Origin of the sequence: Streptomyces venezuelae (assembly GCF_008642275.1) — a bacterium.
Taxonomy (GTDB): Bacteria; Actinomycetota; Actinomycetes; order Streptomycetales; family Streptomycetaceae; genus Streptomyces; species Streptomyces venezuelae_E.
The window spans coordinates 7211420-7231159 of the sequence record NZ_CP029189.1; the positions used below are offsets into that span (position 1 = coordinate 7211420).

The following is a 19740-nucleotide window of genomic DNA, read 5'->3' on the forward strand; positions in this document are numbered from 1 at the left end:
GGGCGGACATCCCATGCGCGTCACCCCCCTCGTGCCGTCGTTACCCGGAGACCAGGTCTCGGCCGCGGACGACCCCATACGCCTCTATTACAGCCACAAGACGCAGGAGATCCTGCACAAGTACGGCCCGGGTCCCCGTGTCCACTTCCACGTGGGGCTGTACCCGGACGGTCCGCCGGACAGCACCGCCCCCCAGAGCGTGCTGAAGCAGCACATGCTCGACGCGCAGGAGCGGATCGTCGAGCACGCGGCCCGGTCCTGGGGCGCGTACGACGAGCCTCCCCGGCGCCTGCTGGACATCGGCTGCGGCCTGGGCGGGACCTCGCTGTACTGGGCGCAGGAGCACGGAGCATCGGTCACCAGCCTCACCGTCGCGGCGGAACACGTCCCGATCGTCCGGCACTTCGCCCGGCACGCCGGGGTCGGGGAGCGGGTGAACCCCCTGCTGGCGGACGTGCACGACCTGGACGAGACCCGTGCGTACGACGCCGTCTACGCCAACGAGAGCAGCGGCTACACCGACCGGACCCGGCTCTTCGAGGTCGTCGCCAAGGCGCTGGAGCCCGGTGGATGGTTCGGGATCCAGGAGCATTTCGCAGGCCGTTCCGCATGGCGCGAGTTCATCGACGGCTACTACAGAACGCGGCTGGGACTGAGAGACGAATACCTCGCCGCGGCCGAGGCGGCCGGGTTCGAACTCGTGCACGAGGAGGACGTGACGGACTCCGTGGCGGAGTTCTGGGTGCAGTCCATGGCGTGGAACACCGCAGAACTCGACCGGCTGCGGGAGGGCGGCGACACCGAGCCCGGAGCCTGGACCGGCGAACGGCTCGAACAGTCGACGCTCGCGCACAGCAGGTTCTTCCGGCTCTGGCGTGACCACGCGGTGCAGACACGGCTGCTGCGCTTCCGGATCGGGGGCCGCCGATGACGGCGTCACCGGCACCGGCACGGTCTCCGGCACAGGCACAGGCACAGGCACAGGCGCCGTCGCGGGCACCGGTGCCCGCACCGCGCCCCTCGCTCCTGGGAGCGCGCCTGCCGTCCTTCTACTGCCCCCTGGAGCGCGACCTCGTCCATCCCGAGGCGAAGCGGGTGGAGGCCCTGGCGGTGGAGTGGCTGGACGCCTTCGGCGTCTACCCCGATCCGGTCGAGCGGGCCTGGGGTCTCGCCACCCACAGCGCCGACTTCTCCTGCCGCATCGTCCCCGAAGGGAACGTGGAGGCCCTCCTGCTCTTCACCGAGTGGAACTACTGGGCCAACGCCGTCGACGACTGGCAGGATTCGGGTGCCGACGAGGTGGGGACGGGCGCCGTCGTCGAACACGGGGTACGGCTGCTGCGCACCATCGAGGACCCGGGGGCCGCGGTGCTGCCCGACGGCCCGATGACCCGTGCGCTGCTGGACCTGGTGCGCCGCACCCATGCGATGCTCACGCCCTACGAGCTGCGCAGGTTCACCGAGGGGACGCGCGACTGGCTGCTCGGGGCAGCCTGGCGGGCCGCCCGGGCCGAGGCCGGGATCATGCCGGGGCTGAACGACTTCGTCGCGATGGGGCCGCTGGCGAACGGCACGCGCTTCTCGCTGACCTGGTCCGACGTCGCGCGCGGGGACCGGCTTCCGGCGGAGGTGCTCTGCTCCCGCGCCGTGACGGTGCTGACGGACGCGGCGGGGTTCGTCGTCAGCGCGGACAACGACCTGTTCTCCTACGACAAGGACGACCACCTGGAGCCGCGGGAGGTGAATCTCGTCAACGTCCTCGCCCACCAGGAGAACTGCCCGCCCGCCGAGGCCGTGCCCCTCGCGGTGGCCCTGCGTGACCGGGTACTGGTCCGCTTCATGACGCTCAGGGAGCAGGTGGAGGCCGGCGCGAACCCTGAACTGCGCCGGCACCTCGCGGCGTTGGGCCACTACGTGGCCGGCTCCATCGCCTGGCAGAGCCGGGCACCGCGGTACGCGAGCCCGCGCAACCGGCATGAACTGCCGCTGCCGGAAGCCGGGTTCGAAGTCCGGTTCGCCGACGCGCCCGGCTTCGCCGGAACCGGGGCTCCGGACGTGCCGGCCCTCGCGTCCTGGTGGCGGCCGGTGCACGGCTGAGTGACGCCGAGGGCTCCGTCCGGTACGGCCGGAGCCCTCGGCGCGGAAGCCGTCAGCCGAGGCCGAGCAGCCGGCGCCACCAGCTGACGCTGCGGCGGCGGCGCCCCGAGACCGTGGGGGCCGTCGTGGGCCGCGGCGGGACGGGCGCGTGCACGGGGTGCTCGGCGGGCTGCTCCTTCTGGGGCTGCGCCGGCGGTACGGGCCGCGGGGCGAACCGTACCGGCAGGGACAACAGGTGGCGCGACATGAGGGTGCCGCGCCATTGCAGCTCGCTCGCGTCGACCGCCAGCTGGAGGTCGGGCAGCCGGTCCAGCAGGACCTCGATGCCGGTGTCCGCGATGGCCCGGCCGATGTCCTGGCCCGGGCACTCGTGCGGGCCGCTGCTGAAGGCCAGGTGGGAACGGTTGCCGTGGACGGAGGCCGCGGGATCCGGCCGGATCTGCGGGTCGGCGTTGCCCGCGGCCAGCCCGAGCAGGATCATGTCGCCGGCCTTCACCTCCCGGCCGCCGAGCAGGGTGTCACCGGTGGCCCAGCGCCCGATGATCGTGTTGATCGGCGGGTCGTCCCACAGGACCTGTTCCAGGGCGTCGGGCAGCGTCATGTGGCCTCCGGAGAGGCTGGCGCGGAAGCGCGGGTCGGTCAGTACGGTCCGCAGCGTGTTCGCGATCAGGTTGGCGGTGGTCTCGTACGCCGCGATCAGCACGACGCGCAGGTGCATCAGCACTTCGGTGTCGCTCAGGTTCGCGGGGTGCTCGATCAGCCAGGAGGCCAGGTCGCGCACGGGCCGGGCCTTGCGCTCGACGACCAGGTGTTCCAGCGTGGCGGTGACGTAGCGGTCGCTCTGGAGGGCCGTCTCGGTCCCCTGGAGCATGTCGCGGGCCGCGTTGACCAGCAGGGGCCCGTGTTCGTCGGGTGCCCCGATCAGCTGGGTCATGACCAGCATCGGGAGCTGGTCGGAGAAGGCGGACACCAGGTCCGCGTACCCCTCACCCGCGATCTGGTCGACGAGCTGGTTGGCGAAGCGGGTCACATGGCGGCGGATGCCGCGCTTGTCGAAGCGCTCCAGGGACTCCACCACGGCCGAGCGCAGCCGCTCGTGGACGGGACCGTCGGTGAAGTTGCACACCGGCACCCACGACACCATGGGGCCGAGCGGGGTGTCGGCCGGTACCCGGCCCTCCTTCATGTCGCGCCACCCCCGCGGGTCGCGGGCGAAGCGCGAGGACGTGCGTGCCACGTCGAGGTTCTCCCGGTGGCCGAGTACCAGCCAGGCCGGGAGGTCCCCGCTCACCAGCACGGGAGCCACCGCCCCGTGTTCGGCCCGCAGCTTCTCGTACAGCGCGAGGGGATCGGCCTGGGCCTCCGGTCCGTGCAGCCGGTGCAGGCTGCCGGCCGCGGCCGCCGCCGCGTGGGCGGGGCATTCGGGCGGCGGGACGGGGGTGGTGCTCACATTGCCTCCTGGGTGGCTGCCTGGGCGTGCAGGTAGCGCATGAGGGTCAGCAGGACATCGCGGGACGACTCCCGCCGTCTGGCGTCGCAGACGAGGATCGGGACGGCGGGGGGCAGATCGAGGGCCTGGCGCAGTTCCTCCAGCGGATGCTCGGGCGCGCCGGGGAAGGAGTTGACGGCCACGACGAAGGGGACGCCCCGCTCCTCCAGCCGCCCGATGACGTCGAAGCTGATCTCCAGCCGACGGGTGTCGAGGAGTACGACGGCTCCGAGCGCGCCCTCGAAGAGCCCGCGCCACAGGAACCAGAAGCGCTCCTGGCCGGGTGTTCCGAACAGGTACAGGACGAGCTCGTCGTTGATGCTGATGCGGCCGAAGTCCATGGCGACGGTGGTGGTGATCTTGCGGTCCACCCCCCAGGTGTCGTCGACGCCGACACCGGCCCGGGTCATCGTCTCCTCGGTCGTCAGCGGCTTGATCTCGCTGACCGCACCGACCATCGTCGTCTTGCCCACGCCGAATCCGCCGACGATGACGATCTTCACGGCGGCCGCGGCCGTCTGCGGGAGCACGTCCGCCTCGCGCGGCCCGGCGGGCGGGTCAGAGCTTCTGAAGTCCATCGATCACTGCCTCGATCAGAGCAAGGTCGGGTAGCTGCGCGGCGGGAACGGGCGGGCGGACGTACACGCGACCAGCGGCCATCAGATCCCCGACCAGCACGGTGACGGCGCTGACGGGCAGGCCCGCGTACGCGGCGATCTCGGCCACCGACAGCGGTGACCGGCACATCCGCAGGATGGCCGCCTGCTCGGGCTGCATCTCGGGCCGGGCGGAGCCCTTGGCCACGACCAGGGTCACGAGGTCCAGCTGGACGGCGGTGGACGGTCCACTGCGTCCGCCGGTGATGACGTAGAGCCGTTCGGGGCTGCTCTCCTCCCAGCTTGCGGGCGGCTCACTCACGCGGGGTGCCCGTCATGCCGGGGCGGGCTGCTCAGGTGGTCCCCCATTCGGGTGACGAGGGCGCGCATCTGTGCTCCCATCAGCCCCGCGTCCACTCCTTCGTCGGCGAGGACCGCGAGGTAGGAGCCGTCACCGGCGGCCATCAGGTAGAAGAACCCGCCGTCCATCTCGATCACGACCAGGCGCATCCGCCCCTCCGAGCGGGGCAGTTCCGCGGCCACCGCCCCCGCCAGGGACTGCAGGCCCGCACAGGCCGCCGCCAGACGGTCGGCCGTGTCGGTCTCGGCCCCGTACTGCGCCACGCAGAGCCCGTCCGCGGACAGGACGATCACGTGCCGCGTCTGCGGCACCCCGGCCGCCAGGTCCTTGAGCATCCAGTCCATGCTGCTGATTCGCTGAGTCATCATTGCTACGCCCCCTTGGTCGCTGAACCCGACGTTCCTTCGGTGCCCGGAGCATCGTGGCCGGGCGTGCCGGACAGTCCGCTGTGGAACGCCTCCAGCCACATTCCGGGGCCACCGTCGTCCGCCGACCGGGGCTCCACAGCCGGCCGGACGTCGTACGTGGCCACACGGTCCTTCCGGCGTCGCTGCGGGAGCCCGGTCGCGGTCCGCGCACCGGTCTCCGGCTGCCCGCCACCGACGGGCTCCGGGCCGGGCGCCTGGCTGGGCACCGGAGCCTGCCGGGGCGCGCCCATGCCCGCCGACGAGCGGTCGGAGGGGTGCTCACGCGGCGTTGCGGCCACGGCCCTGGGGCCCGAGGAGGAGCCGATGCCGTGGGCGAGACCGGTCGCGGAGGACGCCGTGGTGATCAGGTGCTGCGGCACGATCACCACGGCGCGGACGCCGCCGTACGCGGACGAGCGCAGGGACACCTGGAACCCGTACGCCTGGGCCAGCCGGCCGACGACCGCCAGACCGAGCCGCGGGGTCTCGCCCAGGTCGTTGAGGTCGATGCCGGACTGCGCCTGCGCGAGCATCCTCTCCGCCCGGCTGCGGGCCTCCTCGCTCATGCTCAGGCCGCCGTCCTCGATCTCCACGGCGATGCCCGACTGCACCTCGACGGCCGTGAGGTGGACCCGGGTGTGCGGCGGCGAGTACCGCGTGGCGTTGTCCAGCAGCTCCGCCAGGGTGTGGATGAGCGGTTCCACGACGGGACCGACGACGGCGACCTCGGTGACCGAGTGCAGCTCCACCCGCTGGTAGTCGATGATCCTCGACATCGCGCCGCGCATCACGCTGTACAGCGTGACGGCCCTGCTCCACTGGCGGCCGGGGCGCGCTCCGCCGAGGACCGAGATGGAGTCGGCCAGCCGGCCGATCAGGGCGGTGCCGTGGTCGAGCCGCAGGAGGTCACCGAACACGTCCGGGTTGGTTCCGTGCCGGTCCTCCATCTCACGCATCTCGTGCGCCTGCTGATGGACGATCGCCTGCACGCGCCGGGCCACGTTCACGAAGGCCCGCTGGGCGGAGTCGCGAAGGCTCTCCTCGTTGTCGACCGCGTCGATGACGTGCGCCAGCACGGCCTGGAGGGCGGCTCGGAAGCGCGGGGTCAGGGCCTCGTCGTCACCCCAGCGGGTGCCGTGGCCGCCGCGCCCTCCCAGGGCGGTCAGCACCTCCTCGGCCGGCTCGCCCTTGCGCAGGCGCTCGATGGCCTCGGGCAGAACCGCCCGGGACAGCCGGGCCGCCTCGGTCTCCTGCCGGGCCAGGGCGTGCTGGAGGGCCGCGACCTGCGCGCGCCCGGCGGAGAGGGCGCGCCCGCGCCGTCGCGCCTCGACGAAGACCGCTCCGGTGCACACGGCGCCGACGGCGATCAGCCCGGTGCCGAGCGGTGCGGAGGAGGAGGCGAGCGCCCCTATCAGGCAGGCGGTGGCCACGACCGCGATCGCGGGCAGCATCCGGCTTGCTCTTCCCTCCAGGCGGGCACTTTCGGGGGGCGTACCTCTTTGCTCCATCGGCGTCCTCGAACTATCGAAAAGGGGGGCCTTCTGACCGGTGGGCGGGAGCATAACTACGCCCAACTTCCCTGATGTGGGCTTTCGTTGGAGTTCATCGGACCGGAGGAACCGATATGCGCCATCGATGACGCCGAATTCCGGCGCGGAAACGGCCCGGTGTGCGCCGCGCGGCGGAGTAACGGGAGGTCGGCGGCGCGCCGACCGCGATCGGCGCGCCCGGATCGGCGTCCGCGTGCCGATCGGATCCGGCCGCGGCCCCGGGCCCTGCGGTGGCGCACCGGACCGAAATGCGCTACGGGGAGTCCGGGCCGGCCGCGCCGAGGCCGGTGAGCAGGATGTCGAGGGCGAGGTCGGTCGCCTCGTCCAGCGGTGTGTCCTCCAGGAGGGAGCCGACGGCCAGGGCCGCGAGGCCGTGCACCGTGGAGAAGGCGACCTGGGCGAGCCGGGCCGGGTCCCCGGCCCGTACGGCGCCCTCCTGCTGTGCGAGGGCGATCAGCTCGGCGGCGATGTCCAGGCTCCGGTGGCCGAGCTCGCGGAGTTCCGCGCTGGAGTCGTCGGCGTGCTTGGCCGTGAACATCAGGCTCAGCAGCGGGGCGTGCGCGACGGCGAAGCCGATGTACGCGCGGCCCATGCGGGCGAGCCGGGTGGTGACGGGGCCGGGCTCGGCCACGGCGGCCCGCAGGCGTTCGTTGAGCCGGTTGAAGCCGCCGACGGCGAGCGCGTCCAGCAGTGCCTGCCGGTCGCGGAAGTGGCGGCCCGGTGCCGCATGGCTGACGCCGAGGTCCCGCGCGAGGGCGCGCAGGGAGAGGCTGTCCGCCCCCGAGGTGGCGAGCACGTCTTCCGCGCGCGCGAGCAGGGCCTCCCTGAGGTTGCCGTGGTGATAGGGCGCTTCGGCGTCGGCCAAGGCGGTCTCCTCCCTCGATGTTGTCATTGACAACAATGTTTGCTCTGCCTACATTCAAGTATCGACCATCAACCGGAGTCCCGGAACGGAGCGCCGACCCATGTCTATGACATACCGCGGAACCACAGCCCTGATCACCGGGGCGAGTGCAGGCCTCGGTGTCGAGTTCGCCCGGCAGTGGGCCCAGCGCGGAGCGGACGTCGTCCTCGTCGCCCGGCGCGTCGACAGGCTGCAGGAACTGGCGGCGGACCTGGAGCGCAGCCACGGGGTCACCGCCCGCCCGATCGCCGCCGACCTCGCCCGCCCCGGTGCCGCGGCGGCGCTGCGCGCCGAGCTCGACGAACTCGGCGTACCGGTCCACACCCTGGTCAACAACGCGGGCTTCGGCACCCACGGGCCCTTCGCCGGCGAGGACCCCGCCCGGATCAGCGAGATGATCCAGCTCAACGTGCTCGCGGTCACGGAACTGACCAGGGAGTTCCTGCCCGCCCTGACGGCCGACGGCCGCGGCGCCCTCGTCACCGTGGCCAGCGCGGCCGCCTACCAGCCGACCCCGGCGATGGCGGTCTACGGGGCCACGAAGGCCTTCGTGCTGAACTTCACCGAGGCCGTCGCGTACGAGACGCGCGCCTCCTCCCTGCGGGTGCTCGCCGTCTCGCCGGGGCCGGTCCGCACCGAGTTCTTCGACGTCGTCGGCAGCCGGGACGCCGCCGTGGGCCGGATGGCCACCCCGGAGCAGGTCGTCACCGCCACGCGCCGGGCGCTGGAACGCGGCAAGACCCCGCCCAGCATCGTCGTCGGCCTCGGCAACCGGCTCTCCGCCACGGCGTCCGCACTGGCCCCCCGCCGCCTCGCCCTGACGGTGGCGGGGCGCGCCCTCAAGGCCTGACCGGCCGGGGGAAGAAAAGCGCCGGAGGGCGGGCCGTCACAGGGGTGACGGCCCGCCCTCCGGGCGACAGGGGGACCTGCCTACCAGGCGGCCCGGCAGTTCAGCAGCTTGGTGGTGCCGACCTTGCGGTCGCAGGCGTAGGCCTTGACGTCCTTCTTGTTCTTGAAGGTCCAGCTCTTCGTGCCGTTGACCACCGCCACGTAGTTCTTCACCGGATGCCAGGCGCCGTCCTTCCAGTCCTGGTAGGCCAGGGCCAGTACGGCCTCGTAGCCGTCGCCCGCCACCTTGTCCTTGGCCGTGGAGCCCTTGAACGACCCGGAGTAGAGCTTCTCGTTGGTCTGCGGGATCGTGCCCGACACGTGGTACTCGTAGGTTCCGCTGATCTCGGCCTTGCCGCTGCCGGACGTCTGGTTGAAGCCGAAGGTGGTCGCACTCGCGGTGCCCGCCAGCCCGATGACGAGGGCCGAGGCGACGGCGGAGGCTGCGACCAGCGTGCGCTTCACGGAAATGGTCATGGCTGTGTCTCCTCTTTCCCGGGAAATTCAGAAGTCGGTGGGTGCGCCGCCGCCACGCTGAGCCCGGCGGCCGGCCAGACAGAAAGCTAGGCGGGCCGGAGGCCGCCCGGCGGCACGCACCGGGATGATTCGGATCTCCACCCGGCGCGGGTGGCGGGCGTCCTGACTGCAACCGCGGCGGTAGCCGGACCGTGCCGGCGCGGTAGGCCCGGCTCCTGCGACGGGCCCATGGCCCGGCGGCCCGACGGCCCGTAGGCTGCGCCGATGCACGCTGGATCGGGATTCCTCGACAGGCTCGGGGGGCGGTACCGGCCGCTGGCCGTCGACGCGTTGCTCGCGCTGGGCTACATAGGCGCCGGGCTGCTGCTCGGGCGGGAGGAGCCGCCGGCCGGGTGGCGGTCCGTGGACGGACTGGGGGCGGTCCTGACCGCCCTGGTGGGTCTGGTGATGGTGGCCCGCAGGTTCGCTCCCGTCCAGGTGTTCGCCGCCGGCAGCGCGTTGTGGGCCCTGTTCATCGCCTGCGGCTACTGGCCCGTCGTCAACTCGATGCCCCCGCTCCTCGGCCTCTACACGGTGGCGGCGACGCGTCGCCCCCGCACCGCGGCCGTGTGCGCGGTCGTCGTGGCGGGCGTGTGGGTGTACGCCGGGATCGGCAACATCGACCACAGCTCCATGCCGACCGTCCTGGCGCAGGCGGTCCTCTTCCCGGCCGTCGTCCTCGTGGTCGGACGCGGCTCGGGAGCGCTCGCCGAACGGAACAGGCAGTTCGCCGAACTGACCGACCGGCTGCGCCGGCAGCAGGAGGAGAACGCGCTCCGCGCGCTCACGGAGGAGCGGGTGCGCATCGCACGGGAACTGCACGACGTGGTCGCACACCACATGTCGGTGATCTCGCTCCAGGCGGGCATGGCCTCGTACGTGTTCCCCACCGATCCGGAAGCGAGCCGGCGGGCCCTGGACACCATCGCCGACACCAGCAGGGAGGCGCTGGAGGAGATGCGCCGGATGCTCGTCCTCCTGCGCGTCGGCCAGGAAGAGCAGCAGGACGGACGGGCGGAGGACGGACAGGGGGAGGACGGTGGCGCCTACGCCCCGGCCCCCGGACTCGACCTGCTCGGGCGGCTGCTGGAGCGGGTAAGCGGCGCGGGGGTCGACGTCGCCATGGAGACCACCGGATCGCCGGTCCGCCTCCCGCAGGGCATGGCCCTGTGCGTCTACCGGGTGGTCCAGGAGGCGCTGACGAACGTGCTCAAGCACGCGGGGCCGACCACGGCGGCCGTGACCATCCGTTACGAACGCCGCACCGTCGTGGTGCGCGTGACGAACGAGCAAGGCGACAACTTCCGGCCAAACAAGGAGATGTCACCTGGTCACGGCTTGATCGGCATGAGGGAGCGCGCGAAGATCTACGGCGGGTCGGTCACCGCCGGCCCCCGCGACCTCGGCGGATTCGAGGTGCGGCTCACCCTCCCGGCGCCCACCACCAGTGACCGGCCGGGGAGCCTCCCGGCCCCGGGCACCGGGGACGTCCATATCCGATGAGGACCGAATTCCCCGATGCCCACGGTACTGGTGGTCGACGATCAACTGCTCATCCGTGCCGGCCTGGTGTCCCTGCTGAACGCCGCGCCGGGGCTGTCCGTGGCCGGCGAGGCGTGCGACGGGGAAGAAGCCGTCCGGCTGGCCGGGGCCACCGCACCCGATGTCGTCCTCATGGACCTCCGGATGCCGGGCACCGACGGGATCACCGCGACGGAACGCATCCTCCGCAGCGCGGGTGACGCGGGCGGGGCTCCACCGAAGATCCTGGTGCTGACCACCTTCGACCTCGACGAATACGTCTACAACGCCCTGCGCGCGGGCGCCTGCGGGTTCCTGCTGAAGGAAACGCCCCCCGAGCGCCTGGTCGCCGCCATCCACACCGTCGCCGCGGGCGACATGCTCTTCGCGCCGACCGTCACCAGACGCCTGATCGAGGCCTACCACCCGGGGCCGGCCCCGCCCGGGGCGGTCACCCCGGAGTGGCACACCGTGACCGGACGCGAGCGCGATGTCCTGCGTCTCGTGGCCACGGGTGCGACGAACGCGGAGGTCGCCCGGCAGCTCTTCATCAGCGAGGCCACCGTGAAGACGCACCTCAACCGTGCGATGGCCAAACTCGGACTCTCCAGCCGCGCCCAGGTCGTCGTCTTCGCCTACGAGACGGGCCTCGTGACGCCGGGCGGCCCGACCAGTCTCCCCGGCGCCTTCGACCCCGCTGCGGGCGGACCGGGCTGAGCGTCCCGGGGAGTCCCGCGCGCGGCGGCCTCCCCACCCCCACAATGGAGTCCGGCGACCGGGAGGGGAACGGGCATGGCGGACGAGCGGGCCTCGGTGCGGGTGGAGCGGAACGGCCCCGTCCACACGGTGATCCTGAGCAGACCGGAGGTGCGCAACGCCGTGGACGGCCCCACGGCGGCGCGACTGGCCGACGCGTTCCGGCAGTTCGAGGCCGACGAGGAGGCGGCCGTCGCCGTGCTCTGGGGCGAGGGCGGAACGTTCTGCGCGGGCGCCGACCTCAAGGCCGTCGGCACCGGGCGCGGCAACCAGGTACTCGCCTCCGGCGACGGGCCCATGGGACCGACCCGGATGCGGCTCGGAAAGCCGGTGATCGCGGCCGTCGCGGGGCACGCGGTGGCAGGCGGCCTGGAGCTGGCCCTCTGGTGTGATCTGCGGGTCGCGGAGGAGGACGCGGTGTTCGGGGTGTTCTGCCGCCGCTGGGGCGTCCCCCTGATCGACGGCGGTACGGTGCGGCTGCCCCGCCTGATCGGCGAGAGCCGGGCCATGGACATGATCCTGACGGGCCGTCCGGTCCCCGCGGCCGAAGCGCACGCGATCGGGCTCGCCAACCGCGTGGTCCCCACGGGCCGGTCGAGGGAGGCCGCGGAGGAACTGGCCCGCGAGATCGCCGGCTTCCCCCAGATCTGCCTGCGCCACGACCGGCTGTCCGTCCTGGAACAGCACGGACTGGCCGAGGAGGACGCGCTGGCGGGGGAGTTCCGGCACGGCCTGGTGCCGCTGACCGCGGGTGAGACCCAGGCCGGCGCGGACCGGTTCGCCGCCGGGGCGGGCCGGCACGGCACCTTCGGCCGGTAGCGGCACGGCGCCGCACCGGGGTGTGGCCCCCGCCACAACCGCCCCCGGGAACCCGGCCTCCGGCCGCTGCGACTCCTGTCGTGGAACGGCGTACCGGCCGGGCGATCGGAAGGAACCATCGGATGAACCGCAGGAACGTGCTCCGGGCCCAGGTCGCGGCCGGCGCCGCGGCCGCTCTGGGGGGTACGGCCGGCGTGGCCGTGGCCGTGGCCGCGGAACCGGGGTCCACCCGTGCGCCGGCGGGTCCGGCCGGGCCGTTACGCGTCCACGTCGTCATGTACGAGGGCGTGGAGGAACTCGATTTCGCCGCGCCCTACGAGGTCTTCTCGGCCGCCCGGTTCTTCACCGACCGGCAGGTCGACGTCCGCTACGTCAGCGCCTCCGGGCCCGGCCCGGTCCGCGCCGCCTACGGCACCCGGGTCGAGGTGGAGCACGCCTGGTCCCCACGCACCGCGGACGTCCTCCTCGTGCCCGGCGGCGGATACGCGCGCCGCGACAGCCCCGGAGTGTGGGCCGAGATCCGCAGCGGAGTCCTCCCGGCGGGACTGGCCGCGGCGGTACGCCCGGGCCTCACCGTCAGCGCCGTCTGTACGGGCACCATGCTGCTCGCTGCGGCCGGGCTGACCACGGAGCGCCCCTGCACCACCCACCACAAGGCGCGCCCCGACCTGGAGAAGCAGGGCGGCCTCCTGAAGAACGCCCGGGTGGTGGACGACGGGGACCTGGTCACGGCAGGTGGCATCACGTCCGGGCTGGACCTCGCCCTGTGGCTCGTACGCCGGGAGCTCGGCGCCGAGGCGGCGACGGGCGTGGAGGCCATGCTCGAGTACGAGGCCCGTGGCACGGTGTGGACGCCGCCCGCCGCCGGACGGCGGTAGCCGCAGGTCAGCGGTGCAGCCGCCGGGTCCAGTCCTCGGGAACCCGGTCGGCCGGACCCGGAGCCGGCTGCTCCGCGGGGTGATCGCGCGGAGCGGCCAGTTCGGGGCCGGAGTCGTACAGCGCGTCCGTGTCGTAGTTCCAGAACCACTCCTCGCCGGGCTCGAAGCTCTGCACCAGGGGATGGCCGGAGGACTTCCAGTGGGCGGTGGCGTGCTGGGCGGGGGAGGAGTCGCAGCAGCCGATGTGCCCGCACTGGGCGCAGCGCCGCAGGTGGAACCACCAGCCGCCCAGCTCGTCGCACTCGACGCAGCCGGTGCCGGTGGGCGCGGCCCCCGGGTCGATACCCTCGATCTCGCTCATACGGACTCCTCAGCGGTCTGGCTCTGGGGCTGGGTCTGGGTCTGGACTTGGGTCTGGTCCTGGCTCCGGGTCTGGTTCCCGGCCGCGGACCCGGTCCCGGCCCGGGACTCGGTCCCGGTCTCGGTCTCGGGGGCCGGCGCGGTCAGTGGCAGCAGTACCTGGAACCGGGTGTCACCCGGGGTCGACTCGACCTGGAGACTGCCGTGGTGCTTGTTCACGACGATCCGCCAGGAGATGTCGAGGCCCAGACCCGTGCCCTCGCCCACCGGCTTGGTGGTGAAGAACGGGTCGAAGATGCGGCCGCGGATCTCCTCCGGCACCCCGGGTCCGGTGTCGCGGAACTCCACCAGCAGGCGGTCGCCCTCACGCGCGGTGCGGACCGTCAGCGTGCCCTCGCCGCCGGTGCTCCCGATGGCGGACACGGCGTTGTCGATGAGGTTGGTCCACACCTGGTTGAGCTCCGCCGGGTAGGCGGGCACGTCCGGCAGGGAGCGGTCGTACTCCTTGACCACCCGCACCCGGGAGCCGATCTTGCCGGACAGCATCAGCAGGGTGCTGTCGAGGAGTTCGTGGACGTCGACCACCCGGTACGGGGCGCGGTCGAGCTGCGAGTACTGCTTGGCGGCGTCCACGAGGTGCGAGATGCGGGTGGTGGAGTCGTCGATCTCGTCCATCAGCAGCTCGGTCTCGACCGTGTAGTTGAGCCAGCCGATCGCCGACGGCAGGATCTCCTCGGCCACGGTCGCCGCCACGTGCTCCAGCCAGTCCGAGTCCAGCCCGGCCTGCACGAAGGTCGGCGCGAGCCGCCAGCCGTCCGCGATGCCGTGGTCGTCCAGCCAGTCGGCGATCTCGTCCTCCCGGTCGGAGGCCTCCAGCGGACTGAGCGCCGTCGCCTTCGCGACGCGTTCGACGGTGCGCTCCTGGATCTCGATGAGGTCGGCGATCGTCTCGCGCGAGTACTGGCCCTGGGAGATGTGGGCCAGCTTGTGCCGCATCTTGCCGACCCGCTCCCGCAGGGTCGCCGTGGCCCGGACGGCCGCCGCCGCCGGGTTGTTGAGCTCGTGGGTGAGTCCGGCGGACAACGACCCGAGCGCCAGCAGCCGTTCGCGCTGCCCGATGGCCCGCTGGGTGTTCTTGGAACCGAAGAACAGTCCCTCCAGCAGGTGCGCCGCCATCGGGAACCACTCCCGCATGATGTCCGCGAACGACTGCGCGGGCAGCACGAAGAACCGCGTCGGCTCGGTCACCCGCATCGAGTTGGTGTACGTCTGCGGCACCTGGTCACCCAGGTACGCCTGCATGGCCCCCGCGTACACACCGCGCTGCGAGGTGCGGCTCACCTCGACGTCGTCCCCGCCGACCCGGCGGGACAGGACGACGGTGCCCTCGATCATCACGTAGAAGCAGGTGGCCGGGGAGCCCTCGGTGTACACCGGGCCGGCTTCGAAGCGCTCCACCCGCCCCTCTGCGCACAGCCGTCCGAGCTGTTCCGGGGTGAGCTTCTCGAACAGGAACAGGGAGGAGATCTCCTGCGGGCTGCAGGGCATCAGCTGCCCGCTCATGACTGCTCCAGGTAGCGGTGGACGAGCATCACGGCCATGGCTCCTTCTCCGACGGCGGACGCGACGCGCTTCGCGGACTGGGCGCGTGCGTCGCCCGCCACGAACACGCCGGGAACGTTGGTCTCCAGGTGGTAGGGCGGCCGGTCCAGTGCCCACTCGGCCGGGGGCCGCCCGTCCGGTGTCAGGTCCGGTCCGGCCAGGATGAAGCCGTGTTCGTCGCGCAGCACCGTGCCGTCCAGCCAGTCGGTCAGCGGGGCCGCGCCGATGAACACGAACATCCACTGGGCGTCGACGAGTTCGCTGCCTCCGCCGTCCACGTCCCGCAGCGTCAGCTGCTCCAGGTGCCCCTCACCGTGCGCCGCCTCGACGACGGTCCGGGTCCGCACGGTGATGTTCGGCGTCTCTTCGATCTGCTGGATCAGGTAGTACGACATCGACGCCGTCAGGGACTCCCCGCGCACCAGCAGCGTCACCGACTTGGCACCCCGCGCCAGGTACATGGCCGCCTGTCCGGCCGAGTTGGCACCGCCCACGATGTACACGTCCTGCCCCTGGCAGGAGGCCGCCTCGGTGAGCGAGGAGCCGTAGTACACCCCGCAGCCGGTCAGCTGGTCGCAGCCCGGCGCGCGGAGCTGCCGGTACGACACACCGGTCGCCAGGATGACGCTGTGGGCGGCGATCGCCGAGCCGTCCGAGAAGCGGACGACGCGCGCCGCGCCGTTCACCTCCAGCCCGGTGACCTCGCGCGCCGTGAGGATCTCGGCGCCGAACCGGCCGGCCTGGCGGCGGGCACGCTCGGTGAGCTGGGCACCCGACACGCCGTCCGGGAAACCGAGGTAGTTCTCGATGCGGGAGCTCTGGCCGGCCTGTCCGCCGGTCGCCGACCGCTCGACCAGTACGGTGCGCAGCCCCTCGGAGGCCCCGTACACCGCGGAGCCGAGCCCGGCGGGGCCGCCGCCGATGACGACGAGGTCGTAGAAGTCGGCGGCCGGTGTGGTCGCGAGCCCCACGTGGGCGGCCAGTTCGGGCGCCTCCGGTTCGATCAGCGTGGTGCCCTCGGGCGTGACGACCAGCGGCAGCCGCTGCCCGTCGGCTCCGGCGGCCTCCAGCAGCCGCCTCCCCTCCGGTTCGTCGGAGGAGTACCAGCGGTACGGCACCTGGTTGCGGGCCAGGAACTCCCGTACGTCCGAGGAGCGCGCCGACCAGCGGTGCCCGACGACCTTGGTGGCGGGTACCGGACGGTAGTCGCTGGTGCGCCAGGCCGTGAGCAGGTCGTCCACGACCGGGTAGAGCTTCTCCTCCGGGGGGTCCCAGGGCTTGAGCAGGTAGTGGTCGAGGTCGACGACGTTGATCGCGTCGATCGCCGCGTTGGTGTCGGCGTACGCGGTGAGCAGCACCCGCCGTGCGCCCGGGTACACCGCCAGGGCCTGTTCCAGGAACTCGATGCCGTTCATCTGCGGCATCCGGTAGTCGGCGAGGATCACCGCCACCAGGTCGCCGCGCAGCTTCAGCTCGCGCAGCGCGTCCAGGGCGGAATCGCCGGACTCGGCGCGCACGATCCGGTACTCGGCGCCGTAGCGCCGCCGCAGGTCACGGGCGATGGCCCGGGAGACCCCCGGGTCGTCGTCCACGGTCAGGATGACGGTCCGCGCTGCGTCGGCGGCCTGTGCCATACGTCGTCTCCACCCCGAGTGCTCTGGGCGGGCGGCCCGGCGAGCCGCCCGCGCCGGTTCCCGCCCATCGTAGGGTCGATCCTCCGGGACCGCTCCGGGACGGTGCGGACCGCGTACTCCCGGTACGTGCCCGGTCGCTTCCGGTCAGCGGCCGACCGTGCCCGCCGTGACCCATCCGTCGCCCCCGAGGGGGAACTCGTAGCCGGGCCTGCCGCCGCGTCCGCTGGTACGGAAGGGCCTGCCGTTGTGGTCGATCTTGAGGGTGCCGTGACGGGAGCCGCTGGACCAGGACAGCTCCAGGTACCAGCTCACGTCGTGGGCGGAGGTGACGGCCTTGACGTGGAACACCTCCGGCTCCGATTCGCTGACCGAGAAGGGGAACCCCCGCTGACCCGGCACGGGGGCGACGGCCGGGCGGGCGGAGTCCAGGGCCACGTCGAAGGACCGGGTCGGGACGCCCGCCCCGCAGCCCACGCCCGGGTAGCCCATGGCGTAGTCGTTCCAGGGCAGCGGAGCACGCTTGGCGACCGTGCGGACGGTCATGCCGTCCAGCACCACCGTGTCCGGGCCGGAGCCCTGGAGGGTGAGGGTGACGTACTGCTCACCCGCGGGTACGGCCCCGGCCGCCGCCACCCAGGCGGGCGCGTCGCCTTCCACGGGGGGCGGTCCCACCTGCGCCGGGGGCTTGTCGATCAGATAGTGCTGGCCGCACGGTGCCTCCCAGGTGTGCGGGCGGGTGGTCACCTTCACCGGGGTACCGGCTGCGGTGTCGCCGCCGGCGTCGCTTCCTCCGGTTCCGTTTCCCGCCGCGGGGGCGTCCGGGGCGGCGTCCGGGGACGCCGCGGGTGCGGACGGCGAGGACGAGGCGGACGGGGACGGGGACCCGGACGGGGTCGGCCCGGGCGGACCGCCCGGAGTCTGCTCCTCGCCGGGGGACCGGCCCGCGGCACCGGCGGGGGTGTTCCTGACGTCGGTGCCCCGGTCCGCCGGGCCCGCGTCGAGCGGGAGCACCCCGGCCAGGGCGGTGACGGCGGCCACGACCGTCACCGCGATCCCGGCGAGCACGGCCCCGCGGGGGCGTGCCCGCCGGGCGGGGGAGGGGGCGGGCGACGGTTCGGCGGCGGCGGCGGCGGCGGTCACTTCCGCGACATCGGCCGCCGTCTCGGCCACTTCGGCCGGCTCGGGTGGCAACTCGGGCACCGCCTCGGCCGCTTCCGCCGGCTCGGCCGCCGCCTCGGGCACCGTCTCGGCCGTCTCCGCCCGCTCGGGCACGGGGGTTCCGGTTCCGGCGGCTGCCGCCGTAGCCCCTTCCCCGGTGCCGTGCGTGTCCGCGTTCCTGCGCCGGCGGTTCGTATCGGCCCGTACCCAGTCCCGGTGCAGGGCGAGGAGTTCCTCCGGCGAGGCCTTGCACAGGCGGGCGAGTCGTTCCACCGGTGCGTAGTCCGCCGGGACGACCTCGCCGCTGCAGTAACGGTGCAGGGTCGAGGGGCTCATGTGCAGCCGCTTGGCGAGCGTTCCGTAGCTGAGACCGGACCGGTCCTTCAACTCCCGCAGCAGCCCGGCGAACCGCGGACCAGCAGTGTCCTGCGACACCGTTCCTCCCACCCCGTGTCCTGCCCCGCATCCCAGGAACAGGTTGTTTGCGCAGCTCAGAGCCTATGCCGGTATTCCAGCGTCCCGGATTGACCGGCGGACGTGGCGGCTGGGACGCAGCATCGTCCAGGCTGAGGCCATCCAAACACACCGCTCCCGGCGGCCGGTCCCGGTGGACCCCGGCCGGGCCCTGCGGTCATGCCCCGTGAAAGGCCGTCAGCCATGCACGTGTTCCACCGCGCACCCCTCGCCGACCGTGCGCGCACCACCTCCCGCCCGCAGTTCCTCCGGCGCCTCACGGGTGCCGCGGCCGCCGCCCTCTTCGTCCTCTCCCTCACCGGGTGCAAGGACGGCACGGGCTTCAAGGACGGGGGAGAAGCGGCCGCTTCGAGCCCCGCGCCGGCTGCCACCGCCCCGGCCGCCCCGACCACGGGACAGCCGCCCAAGGGCTCGCCCGCGCCGTCGGCCCCCTCCGCCCCGCCGGGCGCGGGGGAGCAGCAGCGCGTCCCGTGCAACGGCGCCAACACCGGTGTCACGGTGCAGCCGGTCTCCCGGCCGCTCAACCACATGCTGATCACGGTGAAGAACACCGGCTCGAAGACCTGTGACCTGACCTACTACCCCGTGCTCCGCTTCGACGAGATGCAGTGGGCGCCGGCCGCGCGGCAGGAGACGCGGCCCCAGGCCGTGGTGTCCCTCGCCCCGGGCGAGTCGGGCTACGCGGGGGCCCTGCTGTCGGCGGCCGACGGCAGCGGTGAGGGCGGGACGACCGGACACCGGCTCACGATCGCCTTCCAGGGCCGGACGCCCCTCAGCGACGGCGGCGCGTCCGCGACCCCGGCGCTCCCGCCGGCCGGGATCGCCTACGACAGCTCGCTGACGGTCACCTACTGGCAGCGCAGCAGCGCGGACGCACTCGGCTAGGCCGTCACTTTCGGATCCTGCCGGCCGGGGTCATGAGCCGGACGGGGCGATGCGGCCGTCGCGCAGTTCCACGACCCGGTCGGCGAGTTCGATCAGGTTGGGGTCGTGGGTGGCGACGAGGATGGTCACCGACTCGCTGCGGACCACCGCACGCAGCAGTTCCATGACCGAACGGCCGGTCTCCGAGTCGAGCTGGCCCGTCGGTTCGTCCGCGATGATCAGGTCCGGGTCGTTGGCCAGGGCGCGGGCCACCGCCACCCGCTGCTGCTGGCCGCCGGAGAGTTCGCCGGGCCGCTGTTCGGCGTGGTCCGCGAGCCCGACCAGGGCCAGGAGGGTCCGGGCGCGCTCCTCGCGCACCTTGGCGGGCACGCGCCGCAGCCGCATCGGGACACCGACGTTCTCGGCGGCGGTCAGGACGGGTATCAGGCCGAAGGACTGGAAGACGAAGCCGATGCGGTCGCGGCGCAGGGCGAGCAGGCCCGGCTCGTCGAGGTCGGCCAGGTCGGTGCCGTCGAGGGTGATCCGGCCGCCGGTCGGGGTGTCGAGGCCGCCGACGAGGTTGAGCAGGGTGGTCTTGCCGGAGCCCGACCGGCCCCTGAGAGCGGTGAGTTCGCCGCGGCGGACCTCGAAGGACACGCCGCGCAGGGCGTGGACGGCCTGCGGTCCGCTGCCGAAGCTGTGGTGCACGTCGTCGACGACCACGATCGGCGAGCCGTCGTCCTTCCGCGCCGCCCGCGTCGCGACCGCCGCCGGTGCCTGGTGATCCCTCATCGTGTCCGTTCCCCCGTCGAGTCGTCCGCGCGGGGCGCCCGGCCCCCCGTCCCGCACCATCTGCCGCTGCAGCT

The 19740-nt window shown here is 72.9% G+C and carries 20 protein-coding genes; 8 read left to right on the forward strand and 12 right to left on the reverse strand.

Annotated features, from left to right (window positions below; translation table 11 throughout):
- The first annotated feature begins 13 nt into the window (after positions 1 to 13).
- Positions 14 to 931, forward strand: a complete 918-nt coding sequence (locus tag DEJ51_RS31955) for a class I SAM-dependent methyltransferase (protein ID WP_150261101.1) — start codon at positions 14 to 16, stop codon at positions 929 to 931.
- 71 nt (positions 932 to 1002) lie between these two features.
- Entirely contained in the window at positions 1003 to 2097 is a 1095-nt protein-coding gene (locus DEJ51_RS31960) for a terpene synthase family protein (RefSeq protein ID WP_223836065.1), read from the forward strand.
- 52 nt (positions 2098 to 2149) lie between these two features.
- On the opposite strand, the gene DEJ51_RS31965 is transcribed toward DEJ51_RS31960, so the two are convergent.
- From DEJ51_RS31965 to DEJ51_RS31990, 6 genes are all read right to left on the reverse strand, one after another.
- Complete coding sequence (locus tag DEJ51_RS31965; RefSeq protein WP_223836066.1) at positions 2150 to 3547, reverse strand: cytochrome P450; 1398 nt, start codon at positions 3545 to 3547, stop codon at positions 2150 to 2152.
- Complete coding sequence (locus DEJ51_RS31970) at positions 3544 to 4164, reverse strand: GTP-binding protein (RefSeq protein WP_150261102.1); 621 nt, start codon at positions 4162 to 4164, stop codon at positions 3544 to 3546. Before DEJ51_RS31970 ends, DEJ51_RS31965 begins: the two co-directional genes overlap by 4 nt.
- On the reverse strand, positions 4145 to 4504 hold the full coding sequence (locus DEJ51_RS31975; protein ID WP_150261103.1) for a DUF742 domain-containing protein: 360 nt from the start codon (positions 4502 to 4504) through the stop codon (positions 4145 to 4147). Before DEJ51_RS31975 ends, DEJ51_RS31970 begins: the two co-directional genes overlap by 20 nt.
- The gene (locus DEJ51_RS31980) at positions 4501 to 4911 is read right to left on the reverse strand and encodes a roadblock/LC7 domain-containing protein (protein WP_411757368.1); all 411 of its coding nucleotides are present in this window, start codon (positions 4909 to 4911) and stop codon (positions 4501 to 4503) included. Before DEJ51_RS31980 ends, DEJ51_RS31975 begins: the two co-directional genes overlap by 4 nt.
- Before the next feature lie 2 nt (positions 4912 to 4913).
- Positions 4914 to 6401, reverse strand: a complete 1488-nt coding sequence (locus tag DEJ51_RS31985; protein WP_223836067.1) for an ATP-binding protein — start codon at positions 6399 to 6401, stop codon at positions 4914 to 4916.
- Positions 6402 to 6753: 352 nt separating this feature from the next.
- On the reverse strand, positions 6754 to 7365 hold the full coding sequence (locus DEJ51_RS31990; RefSeq protein ID WP_150261105.1) for a TetR/AcrR family transcriptional regulator: 612 nt from the start codon (positions 7363 to 7365) through the stop codon (positions 6754 to 6756).
- A 100-nt stretch (positions 7366 to 7465) separates the two neighbouring features.
- Between DEJ51_RS31990 and DEJ51_RS31995 the strand changes: the two genes are divergently transcribed.
- Complete coding sequence (locus tag DEJ51_RS31995) at positions 7466 to 8254, forward strand: SDR family NAD(P)-dependent oxidoreductase (protein ID WP_150261106.1); 789 nt, start codon at positions 7466 to 7468, stop codon at positions 8252 to 8254.
- A gap of 80 nt (positions 8255 to 8334) precedes the next feature.
- On the opposite strand, the gene DEJ51_RS32000 is transcribed toward DEJ51_RS31995, so the two are convergent.
- Positions 8335 to 8769: a hypothetical protein gene (locus DEJ51_RS32000; RefSeq protein WP_150261107.1), complete on the reverse strand. Its 435-nt coding sequence runs from the start codon at positions 8767 to 8769 to the stop codon at positions 8335 to 8337.
- 264 nt (positions 8770 to 9033) lie between these two features.
- Here DEJ51_RS32000 and DEJ51_RS32005 point away from each other — a divergent pair, with 264 nt between their 5' ends.
- The 4 genes from DEJ51_RS32005 (at position 9034) to DEJ51_RS32020 (ending at position 12782) form a co-directional block, all read left to right on the forward strand.
- Positions 9034 to 10311, forward strand: coding sequence for a sensor histidine kinase (locus tag DEJ51_RS32005; RefSeq protein ID WP_150261108.1), 1278 nt, complete (start codon positions 9034 to 9036; stop codon positions 10309 to 10311).
- A 15-nt stretch (positions 10312 to 10326) separates the two neighbouring features.
- Positions 10327 to 11046 carry a response regulator gene (locus DEJ51_RS32010; protein WP_150261109.1) on the forward strand — a complete coding sequence of 240 codons (720 nt, stop codon included), beginning with the start codon at positions 10327 to 10329 and terminating at the stop codon, positions 11044 to 11046.
- 75 nt (positions 11047 to 11121) lie between these two features.
- Positions 11122 to 11904, forward strand: coding sequence for a crotonase/enoyl-CoA hydratase family protein (locus DEJ51_RS32015; protein WP_150261110.1), 783 nt, complete (start codon positions 11122 to 11124; stop codon positions 11902 to 11904).
- Positions 11905 to 12026: 122 nt separating this feature from the next.
- On the forward strand, positions 12027 to 12782 hold the full coding sequence (locus tag DEJ51_RS32020) for a DJ-1/PfpI family protein (protein ID WP_150261111.1): 756 nt from the start codon (positions 12027 to 12029) through the stop codon (positions 12780 to 12782).
- Positions 12783 to 12789: 7 nt separating this feature from the next.
- Here DEJ51_RS32020 and DEJ51_RS32025 read toward each other — a convergent pair whose 3' ends face one another.
- The 4 genes from DEJ51_RS32025 to DEJ51_RS32045 form a co-directional block, all read right to left on the reverse strand.
- Complete coding sequence (locus DEJ51_RS32025; RefSeq protein WP_150261112.1) at positions 12790 to 13143, reverse strand: UBP-type zinc finger domain-containing protein; 354 nt, start codon at positions 13141 to 13143, stop codon at positions 12790 to 12792.
- Positions 13140 to 14705, reverse strand: coding sequence for an ATP-binding protein (locus tag DEJ51_RS32035; protein ID WP_223836068.1), 1566 nt, complete (start codon positions 14703 to 14705; stop codon positions 13140 to 13142). The genes DEJ51_RS32025 and DEJ51_RS32035 overlap by 4 nt, the downstream gene beginning before the upstream one ends.
- Positions 14702 to 16378, reverse strand: a complete 1677-nt coding sequence (locus DEJ51_RS32040; protein ID WP_150261113.1) for an FAD-dependent oxidoreductase — start codon at positions 16376 to 16378, stop codon at positions 14702 to 14704. The genes DEJ51_RS32035 and DEJ51_RS32040 overlap by 4 nt, the downstream gene beginning before the upstream one ends.
- A 144-nt stretch (positions 16379 to 16522) precedes the next feature.
- Positions 16523 to 17971 carry a helix-turn-helix domain-containing protein gene (locus DEJ51_RS32045; protein WP_150261114.1) on the reverse strand — a complete coding sequence of 483 codons (1449 nt, stop codon included), beginning with the start codon at positions 17969 to 17971 and terminating at the stop codon, positions 16523 to 16525.
- Positions 17972 to 18193: 222 nt separating this feature from the next.
- Here DEJ51_RS32045 and DEJ51_RS32050 point away from each other — a divergent pair, with 222 nt between their 5' ends.
- Complete coding sequence (locus tag DEJ51_RS32050) at positions 18194 to 18895, forward strand: DUF4232 domain-containing protein (protein ID WP_150261115.1); 702 nt, start codon at positions 18194 to 18196, stop codon at positions 18893 to 18895.
- A 30-nt stretch (positions 18896 to 18925) separates the two neighbouring features.
- Here the strand turns inward: DEJ51_RS32050 and DEJ51_RS32055 are convergent, their stop codons facing one another.
- Positions 18926 to 19666, reverse strand: a complete 741-nt coding sequence (locus tag DEJ51_RS32055) for an ABC transporter ATP-binding protein (protein WP_150261116.1) — start codon at positions 19664 to 19666, stop codon at positions 18926 to 18928.
- Positions 19667 to 19740: the final 74 nt, after the last annotated feature.